Annotated in this window: 11 protein-coding genes; 9 read left to right on the top strand and 2 right to left on the bottom strand. The window is 46.0% G+C overall.

All coding sequences use genetic code 11. The features are described from left to right. Window positions 1–300: 300 nt before the first annotated feature. From NF543_RS03270 to NF543_RS03230, 9 genes are all read left to right on the top strand, one after another. Window positions 301–2,730, top strand: coding sequence for an ABC transporter permease (locus NF543_RS03270; protein WP_257666673.1), 2,430 nt, complete (start codon window positions 301–303; stop codon window positions 2,728–2,730). Window positions 2,731–2,790: 60 nt separating this feature from the next. After that, a complete protein-coding gene (locus tag NF543_RS03265; RefSeq protein ID WP_257666672.1) occupies window positions 2,791–5,238 on the top strand; it encodes an ABC transporter permease in 2,448 nt (815 codons plus the stop codon). A gap of 85 nt (window positions 5,239–5,323) precedes the next feature. Further along, window positions 5,324–7,768 carry an FtsX-like permease family protein gene (locus NF543_RS03260; RefSeq protein ID WP_257666671.1) on the top strand — a complete coding sequence of 815 codons (2,445 nt, stop codon included), beginning with the start codon at window positions 5,324–5,326 and terminating at the stop codon, window positions 7,766–7,768. Window positions 7,769–7,936: 168 nt separating this feature from the next. Further along, window positions 7,937–8,515 (top strand): ATPase, encoded by a 579-nt coding sequence (locus NF543_RS03255; RefSeq protein ID WP_257666670.1) that lies wholly within the window; start codon window positions 7,937–7,939, stop codon window positions 8,513–8,515. Continuing rightward, window positions 8,502–8,696: a DUF8506 family protein gene (locus tag NF543_RS03250; protein ID WP_257666669.1), complete on the top strand. Its 195-nt coding sequence runs from the start codon at window positions 8,502–8,504 to the stop codon at window positions 8,694–8,696. The genes NF543_RS03255 and NF543_RS03250 overlap by 14 nt, the downstream gene beginning before the upstream one ends. Before the next feature lie 563 nt (window positions 8,697–9,259). Beyond that, on the top strand, window positions 9,260–11,656 hold the full coding sequence (locus tag NF543_RS03245; protein ID WP_257957427.1) for an ABC transporter permease: 2,397 nt from the start codon (window positions 9,260–9,262) through the stop codon (window positions 11,654–11,656). Window positions 11,657–12,073: 417 nt separating this feature from the next. Beyond that, window positions 12,074–14,515, top strand: a complete 2,442-nt coding sequence (locus NF543_RS03240) for an ABC transporter permease (protein WP_257666667.1) — start codon at window positions 12,074–12,076, stop codon at window positions 14,513–14,515. Window positions 14,516–14,559: 44 nt separating this feature from the next. After that, window positions 14,560–16,959, top strand: a complete 2,400-nt coding sequence (locus NF543_RS03235; protein WP_257666666.1) for an ABC transporter permease — start codon at window positions 14,560–14,562, stop codon at window positions 16,957–16,959. Between the two features lie 161 nt (window positions 16,960–17,120). Continuing rightward, on the top strand, window positions 17,121–19,505 hold the full coding sequence (locus tag NF543_RS03230; protein ID WP_257666665.1) for an ABC transporter permease: 2,385 nt from the start codon (window positions 17,121–17,123) through the stop codon (window positions 19,503–19,505). Between the two features lie 14 nt (window positions 19,506–19,519). Here NF543_RS03230 and NF543_RS03225 read toward each other — a convergent pair whose 3' ends face one another. Continuing rightward, window positions 19,520–20,389 carry a HEPN domain-containing protein gene (locus NF543_RS03225; protein WP_257666664.1) on the bottom strand — a complete coding sequence of 290 codons (870 nt, stop codon included), beginning with the start codon at window positions 20,387–20,389 and terminating at the stop codon, window positions 19,520–19,522. 131 nt (window positions 20,390–20,520) lie between these two features. Beyond that, on the bottom strand, window positions 20,521–21,411 hold the full coding sequence (locus tag NF543_RS03220) for a HEPN domain-containing protein (protein ID WP_257666663.1): 891 nt from the start codon (window positions 21,409–21,411) through the stop codon (window positions 20,521–20,523). Window positions 21,412–21,464: the final 53 nt, after the last annotated feature.

Genomic DNA, 21,464 nt, shown 5'->3' with positions numbered 1-21,464 from the left:
CGATTTAATTTTTTTGTTTGAAACACAATATTAAAGATAAATGAAGGGAAAAGACAGCATTGCCGTATATTTTTTATGGGACTGTCGATTATTTGAGACCTCATCCACATAAACATTGACATTTCTTGACGATATCATGGGTGACTACGAAAGCGTGGCATGCGTGGTGTCGAAGATACTATACAGTGGATCATCTCCTAGTGGGCACCTAAAATGTCCGTATATGAACAGGCTACTGTTCGGAATCGAACACTTTTAAGGTTATCATTTGACACATAAACCTGTATATCAATATTTTGTATGTTTGGCGCAGTAGGTGTGGGTGGTTCTGCTGTTAGCTATGGAGGAGGTATGATTAAGAGCTATTTCAAAATCGCGTTTAGAAATTTAAGTCGGCACAAGTCTTTTTCCCTGCTGAACATTGCAGGGCTGGCTATTGGTATGGCATCCAGCATCTTGATACTCCTGTGGGTGCAACATGAAAAAAGCTATGATCGCTTTCACACCCATGCCAATGAAATCTACCGCATTACCTGTGAGGCTACGGAAGAGTTTAAGGCGGCGGTAAATCCCGCAGGCATGCCAGCCGGGTTAAAAGCCGAAATACCAGCCATTACGAATACCGTACGCTTTAGCAAACCATCATCGAACGTGTTGGAGTATGGTGACAAAAAATTTGAAGAAAAACAGGGGTTTTATGCTGATTCGACCCTTTTGGAAGTGTTTTCTTTTCCATTGGTCAAGGGGAATCGAACAACTGCCATGCAGCGCCCCGATGCCATCTTAATTTCAGCGGATTTGGCGAAAAAATATTTTGGTGATGCCGACCCCATTGGCAAGACACTGAAAAAGAACAACAGCGATTTGGTTACCATAACGGGCGTTTTAGCTAACGTACCTCCACATTCTCATTTGCAGTTTGATTACATCATGCCCATGTCGGCCATCGCCAAAACTAATCGCGACTTGGTAAACAACACATGGGATAATTTTAATTTTTACGCTTACATCCAACTCGACAAAACGTTTAAGCCAACAAAAGCGAATCTGGTCGCGTTGGAAAAACAGATGGATGATATCTATAAGCAGCATGTTCCTGAATTGGAATTAAAGATCATGTATCATGTCCAACCGCTTACATCCATTCATCTGCATTCCCATCTCCAAATTGAATTGCCTGGAAATGGCAATGTTCAATATGTCAATATCCTTTTCTTGGTGGCTATATTCATACTGGCCGTAGCCTGTATCAATTTCATGAACCTTTCTACGGCTCGCTCCGCACGAAGGGCTAAGGAAGTGGGCATGCGCAAGGTAGTCGGTGCAGGGAGGAACCAATTGATTGGACAATTCCTAGGGGAATCTATTCTTATTTCTTTTATATCACTCCTTATTGCCATCGCTTTAGTTTGGCTTGCTTTACCGGCATTTAATTATTTAGCTGGTAAAACATTGGGAATAAGTATTTTTGAAGGGAAACTATTGCTAGCCTTGCTGGGGATTGCCTTGCTTACGGGACTGATATCGGGTAGCTACCCTGCGTTATTCTTGTCGGGTTTCAAGCCGCTCAATGTTTTAAGGGGAGGGACAAAACTAGGTGGAAATGGGAATCTGATCTTTCGGAATACGTTGGTGGTGTTGCAATTTGTCGTGTCCATTGGATTATTGATAGGCACCGTAGTGGTATATAACCAACTGCATTATATCAGAAACATGAACATTGGGTACGAAAAATCAAATTTGATCTACGTACAGATGCGCGGTGAAATGTTCGATAAACAGGAAGCTTATAAAAGCGAGTTGGCACGAAACGGGTTAACAGCCAATTTTACAATTACCAGTGCTTTGCCGACCAATATAGTGACTGGCGATATCGATATACAGTGGGAGGGGAAAGACCCCAATTCGCAATTAGTAGTCCCCAATATGGCTGTAAGTGAACGTTTTTTCGATGTGTTTCAAATGAAAATGGCCGCCGGTCGCGCATTCTCCACCGATTTCAAAGGGGATTCGAGCAACTATATCATCAATGAAAAATTCGCTGGAATCATGGGCCTTGATGCGACAACTGCCGTAGGCAAACCGATATCCTATCGTGACCGGCCGGGGACTATCATCGGTGTGGTCGAGGATTTCAATTTCAAACCGATACAGCAAGCTATTGAGCCGATAATTATGCAACTCAATGACTGGGGAGGTACCGTAGTGGTACGCACCCAGCCGGGATCCACAGAGGCCACAATCAAAACGCTGGAAGAGATAAACACTAGTTTAAATCCGGGACACCCTTTTTCCTACGGTTTTTTAGATCAGGATTTGGATAATTTATATAAAGGAGAACAACGCTTGAGCAGCCTGTTTAATCTATTTGCCGGGCTGGCCATTTTTATCTCATGTTTGGGATTGTATGGTTTGTCGGCTTTCATGGCTGAACAACGTTTCAAAGAAATTGGTGTTCGTAAAGTATTGGGGGCTACTGTCTTCAATGTCGTGTACCTGCTCTCAAGGAGCTTCATTAGACTTATCCTTATTGCCATCGTTATTGCCACACCGATTGCTTGGTACGCCATGGATAGTTGGTTAAGTGGTTTCGCTTACCGGGTTGATGCAGGATGGATGGTCATTGTGCTGGCGTCCGTTGCCGCGACGGCCATTGCACTATGCACGGTCAGTTATGAATCGATTAAAGCCGCAATGGCCAATCCGGTGGATAGTTTGAGGGATGAATAGACTGTTTATTCGCAAATTCGCCGATGCGCTGATCTGCAAATCAGCAAATACATGTAAGCTATGATAAAGAACTATTTCAAAACCGCGTGGCGCAACCTATTAAAAAACAAAGTCTTCAGCCTGATCAATATTCTTGGGCTGGCTGTAGGTATGACAGCTTTTTTGCTCATTTTGCAGTATGTCAGCTTTGAACGGAGCTATGATAATTTTCATGTCAATGCGTCTAATATTTACCGGATAAGCACCGATGATCAAAATGGTCCACCCCGTAAAACCACATTAACACCTCCTCCAATAGGTCACGAACTGCAAAAGAATTATCCGGAAGTAGTCCATTTTACCCGGCTCATCCTCCCCTGGAGCGGACAGGCAGCCACCAGTACATTAGGTTGGCAGGATTTAAAAGGGAATACCATCAGGCAAAATTTTCATTGGGGTTTTTACACTGACCCCGGCTTTTTGAAGATGTTTTCTTTTCCTTGGATTAAAGGGGATAAGCAAAATGCCCTGGATGGCACGAATAAAATAGTATTGACTGAAAGTACAGCCCGTAAACTTTTCGGGAACGATTGGAAAGAGAATGACCGGATCATCGGGCAAACGTTGGAATATATCAATGAATTTGATCGTTTCTCCCTAGTGATTACCGGTATCATGGCCGATGCTCCGGAAAATTCCCATTTTCAATATGATTTCTTGGCTTCATTTGCTACCCTATCAACTGGCTGGGCCAAAGATTTTATGGAAACATGGGGAGGGCACAGAGTCTATACTTATTTACAATTAACGCCCGGCGCCGATGCCAATGTGTTTTCTCAAAAGATAAATGAATATGTGGCTCAACAAGGACCGACAGCGCTTAGGGAAAATACCGTCTTTTCGTTGCAGCCTCTGAAGGGTATTTATCTACACTCCCACCGGGAAGAAGAGTTGAAAGTGAATGGAAATGCCACCTATATTTCTTTTCTTTCCATGATCGCAATATTGATACTACTCATTGCCTTGGTAAATTATATCAATCTGACGACAGCCAAGGCGGTAGCGAGAGGAAACGAAGTAGGGGTAAGGAAAGTGCTGGGTGCATTACGCCCCCAACTCATCAAGCAGTTTCTTTTCGAATCATTATTGTTGAATGGCGTTGCTCTCGTTTTGTCTGTAATTCTTCTTCAGTTAGCCATACCTTTTTATACGCAAATTACCGGGAAGGCGTTAAACTATGATAGCGGTGGCTTTTGGTGGTTCATTCTATGGGTATTCCCGATAAGCACACTACTCGCTGGATTATACCCCGCTTTTGTGCTGTCAGGTTATCATCCCATGCAGGTGTTGAAAGGTAAATTGATGTATTCCCGAAGTGGAAAGCAATTGCGCAAAGGAATGGTGGTATTTCAATTCTGGGTGTCTATGATTCTCATCATTTTCACTTTCGCGGTATACAACCAGTTGCACTATATGCGCAACCATAATCCGGGATTCGACCAGGAAGGAGTAGTGGTGGTAAAAGGCCCCGGCAATCGTACTGAAACCTGGATTGAGCATGATCAGCAACGGAATAAAGGAGAGGAACTTGACCCTTTTAAAGAAGCCGCAGCCCAATATACAGAGGTAAAAGCCATTTCGCTCTCGTGGTCAATTCCAGGTGAACGAAGCAGCATCTGGCCGATAGAATTGGGCGAAGTTTACGATAACAATAAAATTGATGTGTTAACAGCGGATAATGATTATGCAGAAGTTTATGGGTTGGAGCTGTTGGCGGGTCGATTTGACACTGACAAAGGCGCAGTCATCAATGAACGTGCAGCTGAAATTTTGGGATTCGATGACCCCGCAGCCGCTGTAGGACAAGTATTCAGAGATAACCGAAACGCTGAACGTAATATACAGGGGGTAGTCAGAGATTACCACCACCATAGTCTTCAACACGAAATTCTTCCCCTAATGTTCGTCAGAAATGACCCGACCTATAAACTAGACACTTATTACAGCATAAAAGTAGCTATAGATAACCTAGAAGCCACCCTTTCGCAGATTGGTGCCACTTATGAAAAAGTGTATCCGCATGAACCTTTCGAGCATTATTTCATAGACAGCTATTTTGAAGCACAATACCAGGAAGACGTGCGATTTGGCAAGCTTTTCGCGATTTTTTCTGGGCTTACTATTTTTATTGCATGTCTGGGATTATTTGGGCTTTCCATACACACAGTTATTGAAAAAACCAAAGAAATTGGTATACGGAAGATATTAGGTGCGTCAGTGAAGAATATCCTCGCACTGCTGGCAAAAAACACCTTAAAACTCATCCTTGTAGCCTGTATCTTAGCATTGCCTATTTCTTACTGGAGCATTCAGGCTTGGTTATCGGATTATGCTTTCAGGATAGATTTGGATTGGTGGCTTTTTGCTATTCCGGTTTCAGTGGTACTCCTTATCATTCTACTGACCATCGGTTTCCAAGCCCTACGGGCGGCGGTGGCTAATCCGGTGGATAGTTTGAGGGATGAGTAGTCGTCTGGTTATTCATGGATGCGCTCTTCGCGGATGCACAGATTTGGAAATCAATAATAAACAAATCAGCAAATACATGTAAGCTATGATAAAGAACTATTTCAAAACCGCGTGGCGGACCATGGTCAAGGACAAGACCTATGCTACCATCAACATCCTCGGCCTCACCATCGGGCTTTGCGCTTGCATGATGGTAGGTACGGTGGTATTGGATGATCTTTCTTATGATCACTTCTGGACGCATAAGAATGAGCTGTACCGCATTATTACCGTGGATACCGCAGCGGGTTTGGAAGGCAAGAACGCCTCGGCCTATACCAATATTGGCAATGAGTTCAAAAACAACTTCCCCGAAGTAGAACGGGCAGCGGCGGTACAGAAATGGCAATACGATTTCCGGAAAATGCAAACCGCCGATGAAACCATTCCGATGAGCGTCATAAAAGCTGACACTAACATATGGATGATGCTTGATTTTACTATTTTGGAGGGAAACCCACATCAATACATTGCCGGTGTAGGCAACCTCATCATTACAGAACGCTTCCGCAATATCCATTTCCCGAATGAAAACCCGATCGGAAAAACCATCTATAGCGTGTCTGCCTATGACGATGAGGCCAAACCATTTCAGATTACTGGTATCATGGCCGACCTGCCATCAAATACCTACCTCCGAGCGGATGGGTTGCAGATAACCGAGCCCTCCAGTATGGTTCTCAATCGTGAAGGTTGGGGTTATTACGAAGAACAAATGCTACTGATGAAGCCAAATACAGATATGGCTGGGTTTGCTAAAAAAGCTAACCGCTGGTATCGCGAATTTTTGACCGATGCCTCTGAAAGCGCTCAAATAAGCTTGCCTACTTATGAATTTCAACCTATCGAGGATATCTATCTGAAATCCGACTTTTCCTATCAATCGGTGAAGGGTGACCTTAGCAACATCTACATCTTTTCGGTGGTAGCGGCTTTGCTGCTGGCTATTGCTTGCATTAACTTCGTCAACCTGAGCACAGCCCGTGCCATGCGGCGGCTCCGAGAAACGGGTGTACGCAAAGTGTTGGGGGCAGAAAAGAGACAACTTATTTTCCAATTCCTTATCGAGGGTTTATTGTTTTTCGGAATTTCTACGGTACTAGCGTGTGGCCTTTACGCTCTGTTTTTACCTCCTTTGGAAGGATTTGTCGGCCACTTACTTACCATTCGTTTCACCGGCAACTTGCCATTATTCCTATCGTTCATTGCTACGATTTTCTTAATTGCCCTCATTACCAGCGCTTATCCCGCTTGGATGTTGTCGGGCTTCAGGGCCAATAATGCATTGAGGAATCGTTTTGGCTCAGGTGTGCTATCCAGCGCAGCTGTTATTCGGAAAGCATTGGTGGTCACACAATTTGGCCTTGCCCTTTTAGTGCTCATTGGTATGATTACCATTTGGCGGCAGATGCAGTTTATGGCGGATAAAGACTTGGGATATAACCCTTCCAACGTTTTAAGCATTCCGTCTTTCATTACCGAAGGTAATGGGAATACATTGAAACAAGAAATTGTCCGGCTCCCCGGTGTGAAACGGGTGAGCCTAACAGAATGGATACCGACTAAGGGTACCGGGGGCATGATGATGAACCTGACCCACCCTCAACGGCCGGACGAACAAGTACAGGTAAGTGTCATCTTTGGTGATGCGGATTTACCTGCGTTGCTGGAGTTGCATCTTTCGGACGGACGCCTTTTTGACCAACGCGAGGAAAACACTGGGTTTAATCGTGAGATGATGTTTTCGCAGGACAAGAATACAAGAACGCGTTATAGGTATCATGCAAAAGCCCTGCTTACTGCCAGCACAGCAAAACTGTTTGATGTCGCAGACCTCGACGTCTTTGCCCCTTCGCTGAACGCTACGCCTGTAGGTATCATAGATGATTTTCACAGTGTTTCTTTGCGGGACCCTATCAAACCCACGGTTATACATGCTAATGAAAATATGAAATACGCCTATGCCCTGATTAAAGTGAAAACAGGGCATGAGGCAAACGTAATGCGTGGAGTCAATAAGCTATGGAAGCAATTCCATCCTGAAAAACCATTAAAATTGGAATGGTTGGACGACCTGGTTAAAAAGCAGTATGAAAAAGAGGCTAAGCAAGCGCAATTATTTACGTTTTTCAGTGCGTTAACCTTATTTCTGGCTTCATTGGGCATTTTCGGCTTGGTGGTACACACCACCGAACAACGTGTAAAAGAAATTGGCATACGCAAGGTATTGGGAGCGTCAGTGGGCAGTATCGTCCGGTTGTTTTCCGTCGACTACATAAAGCTGGTGGGTATTGCCTTATTGGTGGCCTCTCCGCTTGCATGGTGGGCGATGAACAAATGGTTGCAAGATTTTGCCTACCGTATCGATATCGAATGGTGGATGTTTGCCGTAGCTGGGCTGGCGGCTGTGATGATCGCGCTGGCTACGGTAAGCTGGCAGGCGATACGGGCAGCGGTGGCTAATCCGGTGGATAGTTTGAGGGATGAGTAATGAAGGGTATCGCGGTATTGGTGGAGTTTAGTTTTCGGGGATGATTTTGTATATTCGCCATTGTAGAACATCGTTTACTATGTGCAGTACCACGATTTGGGAAAGCTTTAATGATAGGCAACTTGGGTAAAGGGAAGGATAGTATACGGCAATGTTATATCAGCTAATATGGCGAACCTCTACATAATATCTGGATGCAATGGTGCTGGCAAAACTACGGCTAGTTACACTATACTGCCAGAAATCCTCGAATGCAGAGAATTTGTGAATGCCGATAATATCGCTGCCGGTCTGTCGCCGTTTAATCCCGAGAGTGTAGCATTGGAAGCAGGTAGGATTATGCTCAACCGAATCCATGAACTGCTGGATGAAGAAGCAGACTTTGCCTTTGAAACGACGCTATCGACACGTAGCTATGTCGCTCTGGTGAAGGATGCCAAGCAAAGAGGTTATGAGGTGACGTTACTCTATTTTTGGTTAGATTCACCTGAGCAGGCCGTCAAGCGGGTAGCCAAGCGCGTTGCCAAAGGAGGCCACCATATCCCTGACGATGTAGTCATACGCAGGTATTTTAGGGGACTGCATAATTTGATGTATTTATATACCCCTATATGTGATAGATGGGTGATTTTAGATAGTATGAAGCTTGTCCCCCAGCCTGTGGCCAAGCGTGATAAATTTGGAGAAACGATATTTAATGACGAACTTTGGGGTATTATAAAAAGGCAAAGTGATGAACAATATTGATGCATCATTATTTCTGGACAAAAACTCTTTCACCGATAAAATTCTGTTTGGTGTTCAAAAAGCATTGCGTAAACTTGCTGAAGAAGCAGCAGCCAATGATGAAAGCCTCGTGGTAAAAATCGATGGCGAGATCAAGGACGTACCTGCCAAAGAGCTGTTAAAGACTTTGCCTGAAGAATAGCGCCCCTCGCGTTAAGCACATCCACTGGTAGGCGTTGCTTTTTTGCAGGCCCAACTTCAAAAAATAGGATTTTAACAAAATTTTAACAACATGCGATGCAATTCAGCATAGTCGTTTGGCGTTTTAGTAGTAAAATTGTCTTTTCATAATTTAGGTTTATAATTGGTTAGTTAGAAAGCCCCGATTCTCCCCGTTTCGGGGCTTTTCTTTATGAGCGCCCGCTCTCGACTGAAAATCCCTGAAAACCGATATTTCCATTGTGAAGCGGATAGCCTAAGTTTCCTCTATAAAATCTGTCGTTACTTCGTAATTTGAACGGCTTTGACCGGAAATGAACGGGATTGAATTTGATATAATCGACCACAATCCCATCCTTTGTCCTACAACGAACAAAACTACTAATGTTGTATCAATGAGGAACATCGCATGAAAACAAAAGCAAAACTGGTTCAAGAATGTGAGGGTAAAACCAAAATCGAATTAATTATCAAAAGACTTAATTTATGATACGCAACCTTTTCAAAACCACGTGGCGTCTGTTGTCCCAAAGCAGGTCCTTCGGGATGATAAATGTAATCGGACTTGCATTGGGTATGGCATGCTGCCTGTTGGTTTTCCTGTGGGTACAACATGAGCGGCGTGTCGACGACTTCCTCCTCGATAACGACCAACTTTATACGGCATACCAAACCTTCTACTCCGAGAATCGGGCAGATGGCAACTACGGCACACCCATTCATTTCAGCAGTACACCGGAAAAAAACGAACGTGTTTTCCTGCTCCAAGATGCAAAAGACGCCATACCCGAGATCCAGTCTGTGGTTTTCTACGCCACGGGATACGAATTACCCTGGGGGCATCCCGAAACCCTCGAAGCAAACGGCAAGAAAAATAAGTTCAACGGTGCCCGTGCCAGCGGGGATTTCTTCAAAGTGCTGGGCTATGCGCTCCTTGAGGGTGATGTGGAAACCGCATTGAAGGATCCCCGTAACATCGTCATCTCCCGCGAGGTGGCCGAAAGTTATTTCGGTTCGGCGCAGGATGCCATGGGACAAACCATCCGCTATGAAAACCGCCTGGATTTTATCGTGTCGGCCGTATTTGACGATATTCCCGCCAACAGTTCCCTCGATTTCGATTTCTTGCTCAGTTGGCAAGCGCATAACACCATACTTGAATGGGCATCGTCCGAATTCAATACCTACGTGCTGTTGGACGATCATGCACATTCATCGTTAGTTGAAAAGAAAATCAACGCGTTCATCAAACCACGCCTGAAAGAAGAAAAAGGTGTTGTCACCCAAATCGGGTTGCAGCCACTAAAAGACCGGCATCTTTATGGCAATTTTGTAAAAGGTAAGCCGGCGACCGGCCGCATTGTCTATGTCCGGCTTTTCAGCGGTGCAGCCATTTTTATCCTGATTATCGCCTGTATCAATTTTGCGCTGATTGCCACCGCACGTTCGATCAAAAGAAGCAAAGAAATCGGTATCCGTAAAGTGCTGGGGACATCCAGATCATTGCTCATCCTCCAGTTTTACATGGAGGCCTTGCTCTTGTCCTTTTTTGCCCTGCTGATCACGCTTTTCTTGGTTTATATTACATTACCGTTTTTTTCCGGGCTAACCGGCACGGAAATCGCGTCACCGTTCGGCCAAGCGCAATTTTGGGGCGCCGCATGCACCCTCACTGCGATCACCGCGCTGCTAGCGGGCACCTATCCTGCCATTTTCCTGTCCGGTCTGCAACCGACCAAGGCCTTGAAGCAACGGCAGTTGTTCTCCATGAAAAGAGGGGCATTGCGCAGGGCGCTGATTGTCTTCCAGTTCAGTCTTTCGGTATTGTTCTTGGTGACGACCATCGTCGTTTCAAAGCAAACGCAATACACCCAGACATTACAGTTGGGTTATGACCGCGAGAATTTGTTGTATACGCGCATTGAAGGGGAACTGATGGAACAAAGCAATTACAACTTATTCAAAACGCTGGCCTTGGATGTGCCTGGCGTGACCATGGTCGATCGGGCCAGTGAAACCCCTCATGCCATGCGTTTCGTAGTCGATGTGGCCGATGGCGTTTCCAACACGTCGGACGGTGAGGACGCGATCAACTGGGAAGGAAAGCAAAAAAGCACAACCGTTGGCTTCAAGCCCGTATCCGTTGGCTATAATTTTGTTAAACTGATGGGACTGGAAATCACGGAAGGGCGCGACTTTTCCACAGCCATCGCCACGGATTCCGCAAGTGCTTTTCTGGTGAATGAAGAAGCCGTGCGGCAAATGGGCATGGAAAACCCCATAGGCAAATGGGTTTCCGCATGGCAAAAGAAGGGACAAATTATCGGCGTATTGAAAGACTACCATACCTATTCATTGCACGAACCAATCAAACCGCTGATCGTCGATGTAAAGGAATACGAATATTTCGGGGTGATCTTGATACGTGTTGAGGCTGACAAGACCAGACAAGCATTGGACGGGCTCAAGCGAGTTTACAGCACCATCAACCCGAAGTTTCCATTTGATTACCAATTTGTCGACACGGAATACCGAAGCTTCTATACCAACGAACAGGTGATGGCCAGGCTTGTCAATGTGTTTACCTCACTGGCAATCGTGATTTCCTGCCTGGGCCTGCTCGGACTGGTCATCTTTTCCATCGAGCAGCGCACGAAAGAAATCGGTATCCGCAAAGTGCTGGGGGCATCAGTGGCCAGCATCGTCGGCATGTTATCCAAAGACTTCATAAAGCTTGTATTGATTGCCGTAGTTATCGCTTCTCCGATTGCCTGGTGGACCATGAACCGCTGGTTGGCTAATTTTGCCTACCGCATTGACATCCAATGGTGGATGTTTGCTGCTGCCGGCTTGACTGCGGTAATGATCGCTCTAATTACATTAAGCTGGCAAGCGATTCGGGCGGCCGTCGCTAATCCAATTGATTCGCTGAGGGACGAGTGATTGCGAACAATCCCGGTGACCGGATCCGCATGAAGACCACAACTATCGCTATGGGAGTCTCTCGATAGCAAGCCATAAACCCGCCGACGCCGTACCGTTCCCTATTCGCCTCCTATTCGCTGCTGTCCCGCATATACGCCGCTATATATCCGCTAAAAAGCCGCGAAAGCGGCATTATGGCGAAGTAATAGCGTACACTTAGCGATAGAATTGCAAATACGGATATGTCCCGGATATACCCCGCCTATAGTATAAAATACTGTCCGTATTTGAACAACAGGTGTTCGAAATCGGACACCTCGGGCACGTATAAATGGTCATAATTCACTTATTATTAACATATTGTATGTTTGGCGTAGTTGCTGCTACATCCAAACCATGCTGATCAATCACCTCAAAATAGCTTGTCGGAATGCAATGCGGAATCGTACGCAGACCATCATCAATCTCTTCGGCCTTACATTGGGGATTGCCTGTGTTGTACTGATTGCGCTATTCATTAATAGTGAACTCCGGTACGATAGGCATTTTGAAGATACAGATCGTATTTTCCGAGTAAACACCAACGGAAAGATGGGCGAAGAGGAATTTTTAGCGGGCTATACCCCACCCCCTCTTGGCAAAGCGCTTCTGGAAGATTTCCCCGAAATAGAAAGCTACACACGTATTTACCGTCCAAGCCAAAAAATCATAAAAACGGTAAATGATAATCGTCAGCAGCTCCAGTTTATCGAGAACGGAATTTTGAGTGTCGATTCGAACTTCCTTGAATTGCTTGCCTATCCGCTACAAGCAGGCGTTCGCAGCACCTGTCTGACAGATCCGCATAGCATCGTGCTGACCGACCATATGGCAAAAAAATATTTTGGCACTGCTGATCCAATAGGTAAGCGCTTGCTCATTGAGGGAACCAATAGGCCATACACCGTCACAGCGATAGTGTCCAACACCCGCTATCCAAGCTCCCTGACGTTCGACATCCTAATTCCTGTTGCCAACAGCGAAGACGTACGCTACTTCGATTGGAGCTGGGTGTGGATCAACATGGCTACGTACATCAAATTAAAAGAACATGTGCCCACAGACGCGGAAGCAATAAAACACCTCGAATCTAAATTTCCCGACATGATTCGCCGGCGTGCAGCAAGTGCTTTCGATCGTATAGGCCAGCCTTATGACGAGTTTCTGGAACGAGGGAACAGGTGGGCATTCAGTCTTCAGCCTTTGCTGGATATACACCTTCATTCTGCTGATATCATTTCAGTAATTACGGATCAAGGAGGCATCAAAACTGTCTATTTCTTTGCAATCATTGCGCTCTTCATCCTGCTGCTGGCTTGTGTCAACTTCATGAATTTATCTACCGCAGGTGCCATCGGACGTGTCAAAGAAATCGGGGTGCGTAAAGTAATGGGTTCCGGCCGCCGGGGTGTAGCTCGCCAATTTTACCTCGAAGCATTGGCAATGAGTACGCTCGCTTGTCTGCTGGGGCTTGTATTGGCATACGCCGCTATCCCTTATTTCAACCAACTCGCCGGTAAATCCATCGACTTTGGAACACTTTGGGCAAATGGCAATTGGGGCTTCATCATTTTGCTTGTATTGGTTTGCACCGGCCTCGCAGGCAGTTATCCAGCACTATATCTCAGTAGCTTTAAACCCGTAACGATATTAAGAGGCAAGAAAATACCCACAGGATTTGCGAACAGCAAAGGCACTAGGAACGGACTAATAGTATTCCAGTTTTCGATTTCCATAGCGCTGATAATCTGTACAATGGTAGTGTACCAGCAACTTCAATATGCCCAGCGCCGAGACTTGGGTCTCGATAGCGAAAATGTACTTGTTATATCCAACAGCAATCGCCTGGGCAACCAAGAGCATAGTTTCAGGGAAGCACTAAAAAACCTGTCGGCCATAAAAAATGCTTCCGCTACCACTAGCCTACCGGGTAGGGGTGCCTTTGGGGATTTCTACGTACCGCTAGCCAGCGCGGGCGACAAGCCCGTGGTCGAAGACATCACGCTCAATTCGTACCTAACGGATCACAACTTTCTGCCTACCTTAGGCGTTTCGCTCATCTCCGGGAGAAACTTTACCAAAGGATTTAACGATACCAGAACGGTACTCATCAACGAAACGGCAGCAAAACGAATGGGCTATAAAAATCCAATCGGCAAATTTATTAAATACCCAGGCGGCGACGCAGCTGAATCTTATCAGATCATTGGCATAATAAAGGATTTCCATACTGAATCATTGCACAGCTTGATTCAACCATTCGCGCTGTTCCATGAGTCTTCCCAATCGTATGATATACCGTTTTCGAATATTGCCGTACGCATAGCGCCCGGTGATGTTCCGACCGTCCTGAAGGAAATAGGCGATCTTTGGAAATCTTTCGCTCCCAACATTCCATTTGAATACAGCTTCCTCCGTGAAGAACTAGCTATGCAATATGAAGCCGACCAACGTGTTGCCAAAATCATTGGCGTTTTCAGCACGCTGTCTATCGTCATTGCCTGCATCGGGCTGTTGGGGCTAGTCATTTTCGCCACCCAACGTCGCACGAAGGAAATCGGCATTAGAAAGGTATTAGGTGCAACGGAAGGCAGTATTGTGTGTCTTTTATCCAAAGACTTTATCAAATTAGTGTGCTTGGCCATCGTTATCGCTTCGCCATTGGCTTGGTGGGTGATGAATCAATGGTTACAGGATTTTGCTTACCGGATTGATATCGAGTGGTGGATGTTTGCAGCGTCGGGATTGGCTGCCGTGACCATCGCTATGGCAACGGTGAGCTTCCAAGCCATTAGAGCGGCAGTGGCCAATCCAGCTGAATCACTCAGGGATGAATGATCGATTGCTAACATCCGCCAGCTGGCGGATAATAACAACTGAAAATGATAAGTAAACACCTCAAACTCGCTTGGCGGAATCTTTGGAAGAGCAAAACCACCGCCGCTATCAGTGTCATCGGACTCTCAGTAGGCATCGCCTGCTTTTTATTGCTTGGCACTTACCTGCTCAACGAGCTTCGTTTTGATCGTTTCCACCAATATGCCGACCGCATAGCACTTGTCACGGCCGGTATCAAATCGCCGAATGATACTGAAATGCGCTACATGGGCGTTACGCCAACGGCGGTAGCACCCACCTTGGGCGACCGGTTTCCGGAGGTGGAAAAAGCGGCACGCGTTTACCAACGCGGAGCCATGACGGTGCGCCATGGCGAACGGCTGTTCAACGAGCCGGACATCATTTATGCCGATAGCACATTCTTCGGGATATTGACGTACCCTTTTATCGCCGGAGACCCGCGTACCGCGCTCAACCAACCCCAATCGGTGGTATTGACAGCTGCCATGGCTAAGAAATATTTCAGCGACGAAAACCCAATAGGCCAGACCATCCTGCTTGACGAAAAGCCATGGCAGGTAACCGGCGTGGTGCAATCACCTCCAGCACATACCCGATTATCTTTTTCAGCTGTCTTGTCCTATACTACCTTGGAACGCTCGCACAACCTCATTTGGCATTCGGGCAGTGATATTACCTTTTTATTGCTTAAAAACGCGACGGATTTCCAGACAGTTCAACGACAGGCGGATGCCCTCGTAAAGCAGCGATTTGCCGAGCAAATAAAATCAACGTATATCGCGGATTACCGTCTAAATATCGAAAAACTCAGCGATGTGCACCTCCATTCTAAGGCGGCAGGTACGGGCAATATTGCTTACCTGTATATCCTCGGCGGTATTGCCATAGGATTGTTGCTGATCGCCTGCATCAATTTCACCAATTTGGTGACGGCACGCTCTGCGGAACGCACTCAAGAGATTGGGGTGAAGAAAGTGTTGGGCGCCGAGCGCGGTCTGCTGTTCCGCCAGTTCCTGTTTGAATCGGCCTTCGCTGTTTTCATTGCTATTATGCTGGGGCTTTTGCTGGCTATGGTTGCGCTCCCCCTCTTCAACCGGTACGTGGGCATGGACATCAGTATGTTGCATTGGCTGGATGTCCGTTTTTATACGGGTATCGCTACTCTCTTTATCCTCTTATCCCTTGTTGCCGGAGGTTGGCCCGCGCTGGTATTGTCCGCATTCAAACCCATTCACGTACTAAAAGGAAAGGTGACCAATACCCGCAGCGGCGGGAAATTGCGCAAAGGCTTGGTGGTATTCCAATTCTGTATCTCCATCCTTTTCGTTGTCTGCACGGTGATTGCCGGAAGCCAGCTGCATTACATCCAAACCAAAGATACGGGGTTGAATCGCTCACAGGTCGTCGTGCTGGACGGTTCTTCGCTTCCTGTGAAAACCATCGAAACATTCAAAAACGAGCTACTGGGTCAAACGGGCATACAGGGCGTAACAGCCTCCTACCATTCACCGGTAAATGTAACGGGCCGTTATGCCATCATGGGGGCAGATGGCAAAGAATCGGATTTCGCGTTGAGTGTCACGGCCATCCCCATTGAAAAGGATTTCGTGCCGGTATTCGACATCCAACTCCTCGCAGGCAGCAACCTCACCGATGCGGATGTCGAGCGATCCAATCTTGATGACGATGATCGCCGCGAATACGCCTTCATCATCAATGAGCTGGCAGCCCAGACCATGGGCTGGTCAGCCGAGGATGCCCTTGGCAAGTGGATCAACCTGAACGGACGGGAGGGACGGGTTAAAGCCGTGGCGGCCAACTTCAACTTTGCCTCGCTCCATGAGGAGGTGAAACCCATCGTCTTGTTCCCGGACTACGCTTGGTTCGGAAAATTGTTCATCAAAACGACGGACGGAACATCCATCACGCATACGTTGAAGACCATCGAAAGCACTTGGAAAGCCGTCAATCCCAATAAGCCTTTTGACTACCATTTCCTCGATCAGGAATATGAAGCGCTTTACCAGCAGGAGGCACAAACGGCCAAGGTGCTGAATATCTTCGCGCTGGTCACCATACTGGTAGCAGCCATGGGGTTGTTTGGCCTCGCCGCTTTCACTGCACAGCAACGGGTCAAAGAGATCGGTATCCGCAAGGTGCTGGGCGCCTCGGTCATCGGCATCGTACGGATGCTTTCGGCCGACTTCGTAAAACTGGTACTCATCGCAGCGGTGATTGCCTCCCCAATCGCGTGGTGGATGATGAACACATGGTTAGCCGATTTCGCCTACCGCATTGCTATCGAATGGTGGATGTTTGGGTTGGCAGCATTGTTTGCTTTGGTTGTCGCCGTGCTCACCGTAAGTTCACAGGCCATCAAAGCGGCGGTGGCCAATCCAGTGGACAGCTTGAGGGATGAGTAATGGATGGTGATTGGTGGATAGTCTGATGGATGAATGACGTTTTTGAGACGCTGATTCGCGGATTATTGATATCTTGTTTGTATTCAATGGCATCAATGAACCTTCCGCTATCGGATTTTGTCTATGTATAATTAACGAATTAGCAAATAAGCGAAAAAGCTATGATAAAAACCTATTTCAAAATCGCCTGGAGGAATCTTTTAAAGAATAAAAAATCCTCATTTATTAATATCACCGGACTGGCATTGGGAATGGCGGTATTCATATTGATTGCTCTATGGGTATGGGATGAATTGTCCTATGACAAATACCATAAAAATTATGATCGTATTGGAATCGCCGTCCAGGTACAAACATGGAATGGCTCAATCGGTTCAAGTGTAGTGATTCCTCACCCATTGGGAAATGAACTGAAAACCAATTATGGCGACAACTTTGATTATGTGGTGATGGCTTCTTGGGAAGGCAGCCATATATTGTCTCATCAAGATAAAAATTTATCGCAAGAAGGGATATATATGGATATAGACGGGCCAAAAATGCTATCCCTAAATGTGGTACAAGGGAGTATCGATGGTCTGAAGGATCCTAATAGCATCATGCTCTCCGAATCTGTCGCCAAGGCCTTTTTTGGAGAAAACAGCCCGATCAATGAATTGATGAAGATTGACCAAAACCTGGATGTGAAAGTCACAGCGGTTTATGAGGATTTGCCCTATAATACCTCCTTCAAAAGTGTAAAATTTATTGCGCCTTGGGACTTATATGTTACCTCAGAGCCATGGATACAAAGGGCAGCTACCCAATGGGATAATAATTCATTTCAGCTCTTTGCGCAAATCAAAACAGGCTCAAGTTTTGAAATGGTCAACAAAAACATAAGCAATGCAAAGCTAAACCGGGTTTCTGAAGAGGATAGGAAATTTAACGCCCAAATTATGTTGCACCCCATGAAGGACTGGCACCTACGGAACGACTGGAAAGAGGGTGAAGTTGTGGGAGGATTGATTGAATATGTCAAGCTCTTCAGCCTTATTGGCGTATTTGTATTGTTGCTGGCATGCATCAACTTCATGAACCTGAGTACCGCCCGCTCAGAAAAACGGGCAAAAGAAGTCGGCATCCGGAAAACAGTAGGTTCACCAAAAAGACAACTTGTCTTCCAGTTTCTAAGTGAATCCATTTTAATTGCATTTATTGCATTTTTCTTCTCTATCTTGTTGGTGCAGCTATCCTTGCCATGGTTCAATCAGGTGGCCGACAAGAAAATGAGTGTTTTATGGACAAATGGCTGGTTTTGGGGTGCTGGATTAATATTTACTTTATTCACGGGTATCATTGCGGGCAGCTACCCGGCTTTTTACCTCTCTTCTTTCAATCCGTTGAAGGTCTTGAAAGGAACGTTCCGTATGGGCAAATTAGCCGGTTTACCCCGCAAGATATTGGTGGTTGTCCAGTTTTCCATTTCTATAGCCCTCATCATTGGCACAATAATCGTCTTTCGACAAATTCAGCACACTAAAGATCGCCCTGTAGGTTACAGCAGGGATCAGCTGATGATGGTCAATATGGTTACCCCTGATTTCTATGGCAATTTCGATGTGTTGCGGACAGCGCTCAAAGAAAAAGATGTCATTGAAGAACTGTCGCAATCATCCAGTCCGCTCACTGCAGTGTGGTCAAATAGCGGGGGCTTTGACTGGGAAGGAAAGGATCCGAATCTGTCTACCGATTTTGCCACGATTTGGATAACCCACGAATATGGCAAAACCATTGATTGGCACATCAACGCAGGCCGGGATTTTTCGAGGGATTTTGCTACGGATTCCACAGCGATCATCATCAATGAAGCAGCCGTAAAATTCATGGGTATTGAAGATCCCGTGGATAAAGTAATAAAATGGGGCGATCGAAGTTATCGCATTATCGGCGTAGTGGATAATGTATTGATGAGTTCTCCGTTTAAACCGGTAAAACAAGCCGTTTACTTGGTGAGTTATGAAAACGTGAATTGGATAAATCTAAAACTCAATCCTGCTAAAAGCGCAAAGGAATGCATTGTGCAGATTGAAGCGGTATTCAAAGATGTGATTCCCAATGCCCCCTTTGAATACAAATTTGTGGATGATGAGTACGCAGCAAAGTTTGCTCAGGAAGAACGAATAGGTAAGCTCGCTACATTCTTTGCCTTATTGGCCATTATCATCAGTTCTCTAGGTGTATTCGGTTTGGCCTCATTCGTTGCCGAGCAACGAACAAAGGAAATCGGCATACGGAAAATCGTCGGCGCTTCCATTTTCCAGCTGTGGAGGTTATTATCGAAAGACTTCGTACTGCTTGTTGTTATTTCCTGTTTAGTGGCTATTCCGATTTCCTATTATTTTTTGCATGAATGGTTGCAAAAATATGACTACCGCTCAGAAATATCATGGTGGATTTTTGCCATAGCAGCCTTAGGAGCCATCATCATAACGATTGTCATTGTCAGTTTTCAAACGATTAAAGCAGCGACAGCCAATCCAGTAGATTCGCTAAGGGATGAGTGATTAGCAGCCCCCAACTAATCCTTACATGGGACAAGTACTTGCTCCATTTCTGTAATACGCCGGTTACTCAGTTCGCCGGCGATTTGCAGCAAGGAGGATACGCGGTAGTAAAGCGCCCATGCTTGTTCTTCCTTTACTTTGAAACCCGCAGTATATCGGCTATCGGTATAGCTATTTTTGAGCAAGTTGAAAAGCGCTATGTCCTGTGGGTTTTCGCGCGGGAATATGGAAGCGATTTCCGGGGCGATGGTGCTGCATAGTTTGAGCATCCAAGCGAGGTTGTGTGTGCCAGGGCGCATATGTAACATCACCTTGAGCAGGGCCTTACAAGCCTGTTCCACCGTTTGATGTAGCATGAATACGGCCATACCAAAATTGTGTTCCACAAGACAATAAGCCGCACAATCCATGAATTGGCAGCTGTTGTTGAACCAACGCCGCCAGCCCTCTCGTGTTTTTTGCAATAGTGTTTCATGACAAATAAATCCTTGGCGCCCTGGTAAGCCTCCTTGATGGCTATATAACAAGGCACCATGTCTGAACACTTTGCAAACAAATGCATCACCTGCTGCCAATCGTTCCATGGCCTCGGTACGCCCCATTACTACGGTCGTATATCGGTTTTCCTTGGTGTTGAGATTGTTGGCATGGTGCTGGATATCATATAGGCACCGTTGTTCGTCATCGCTATACACCAATAGGATATCTGCCTGAAACCATCTTTTGCTGGTTCGCTGCGCGAAACAATGTGTACATCGTGATTCATGCCGCTGCAGGGCAAAACAAAAAATGTAACTGGTACTGATTCGTTCAACAAGCGCCCGGCTTGTTTGGCGTAATGCAGCTTGTTGGGCTACACTGAGTTCACTGGGGTCGATATCCATGGTAATAGTCTTTTAGTGTTCAACATCATATCATTAAGTGGTAACTTTTTATCAATCACTGGCAATTGCCGGAAAATTGCACTTGTTCTTCGGCTTTGTCAGTGAAAAACGGATCCTATTGGTGCCAAGGCTTATGCTACATAAGCCACTTTGCCATCCTTGAGCTGTTGAATACGCTCGCGGCAACGTCGGTCAGCAGCATCAATAATGGTTGTTACGCAGTTCATTAGCTTCATCACATCTTCCGGGGTGGCTTCAAAAGAATCCTTGTAGCGGGCATCACTGTGTCCTTTGAGCAGTATTCCTGTGAGCCGGATGTCCTCCTCGGTTTGACGAGGTAAAGCGATAGCGGGGTAAGACACCGTTGCATCGATGAGCCGCAACAACCTGTTCAGGCCATTGCTATTGGTTCGGTAGCCCGTCAACACACGGAGCATGCCGGCATAGCAATGTTGTACAGCTTGATGCAACAGATACACGGCAAGATTAGGCTGTTCCACTGTGCGGTAGAATGTTGCCCCTTGGAGAAATCCTTTGGCCAAGGCATGCCATTTGTCCCAAAATTTTTCCCGTTTAGTAATTCGTGCAGCGATGGGTTTGCCCTCGCTCGGTACCGCAAAAGATAGCTCGTTTCGATCATGGATTAGTGTCCCGTTTTTATAGATGGAAGTAAAGAATGTACTGCCATTTTGTAGGGCTGCATTCACCTCTTCCATGGGGTGCACAATGGCAATAACCGCTGCAACGGACTTTGTCGCCTCTTCGATCCGTTGCTGGGCAATGGCCATGTGTAGCGTGTTATCCGCTGTGGGGATGACCAGTAAGCTGTAACTGTTTTGGGCCACTCCATTTTCTGGCCTAATTTCTTCGAAGCAGCTTTTCCGCACCACTCGATGAATGGTATTGCCAAAGCAAATGATTTTTTCTACCGCCATCACCTCGGTGATGGCGGTAATAAGTTGTTGAATTTCTTCACCAAGGTAATTTGGTGTTTGCGTTGTTGAAGTTTCTAATGATTCCATAGTATTTAAGTGTTAGTGTTAGCTATTGTTCTTCACTTTATATCCATCATAAA

Source organism: Parapedobacter tibetensis (genome assembly GCF_024704835.1).
Taxonomy (GTDB): domain Bacteria; phylum Bacteroidota; class Bacteroidia; order Sphingobacteriales; family Sphingobacteriaceae; genus Parapedobacter; species Parapedobacter tibetensis.
This window is presented reverse-complemented; position numbering and strand designations above follow the sequence as displayed.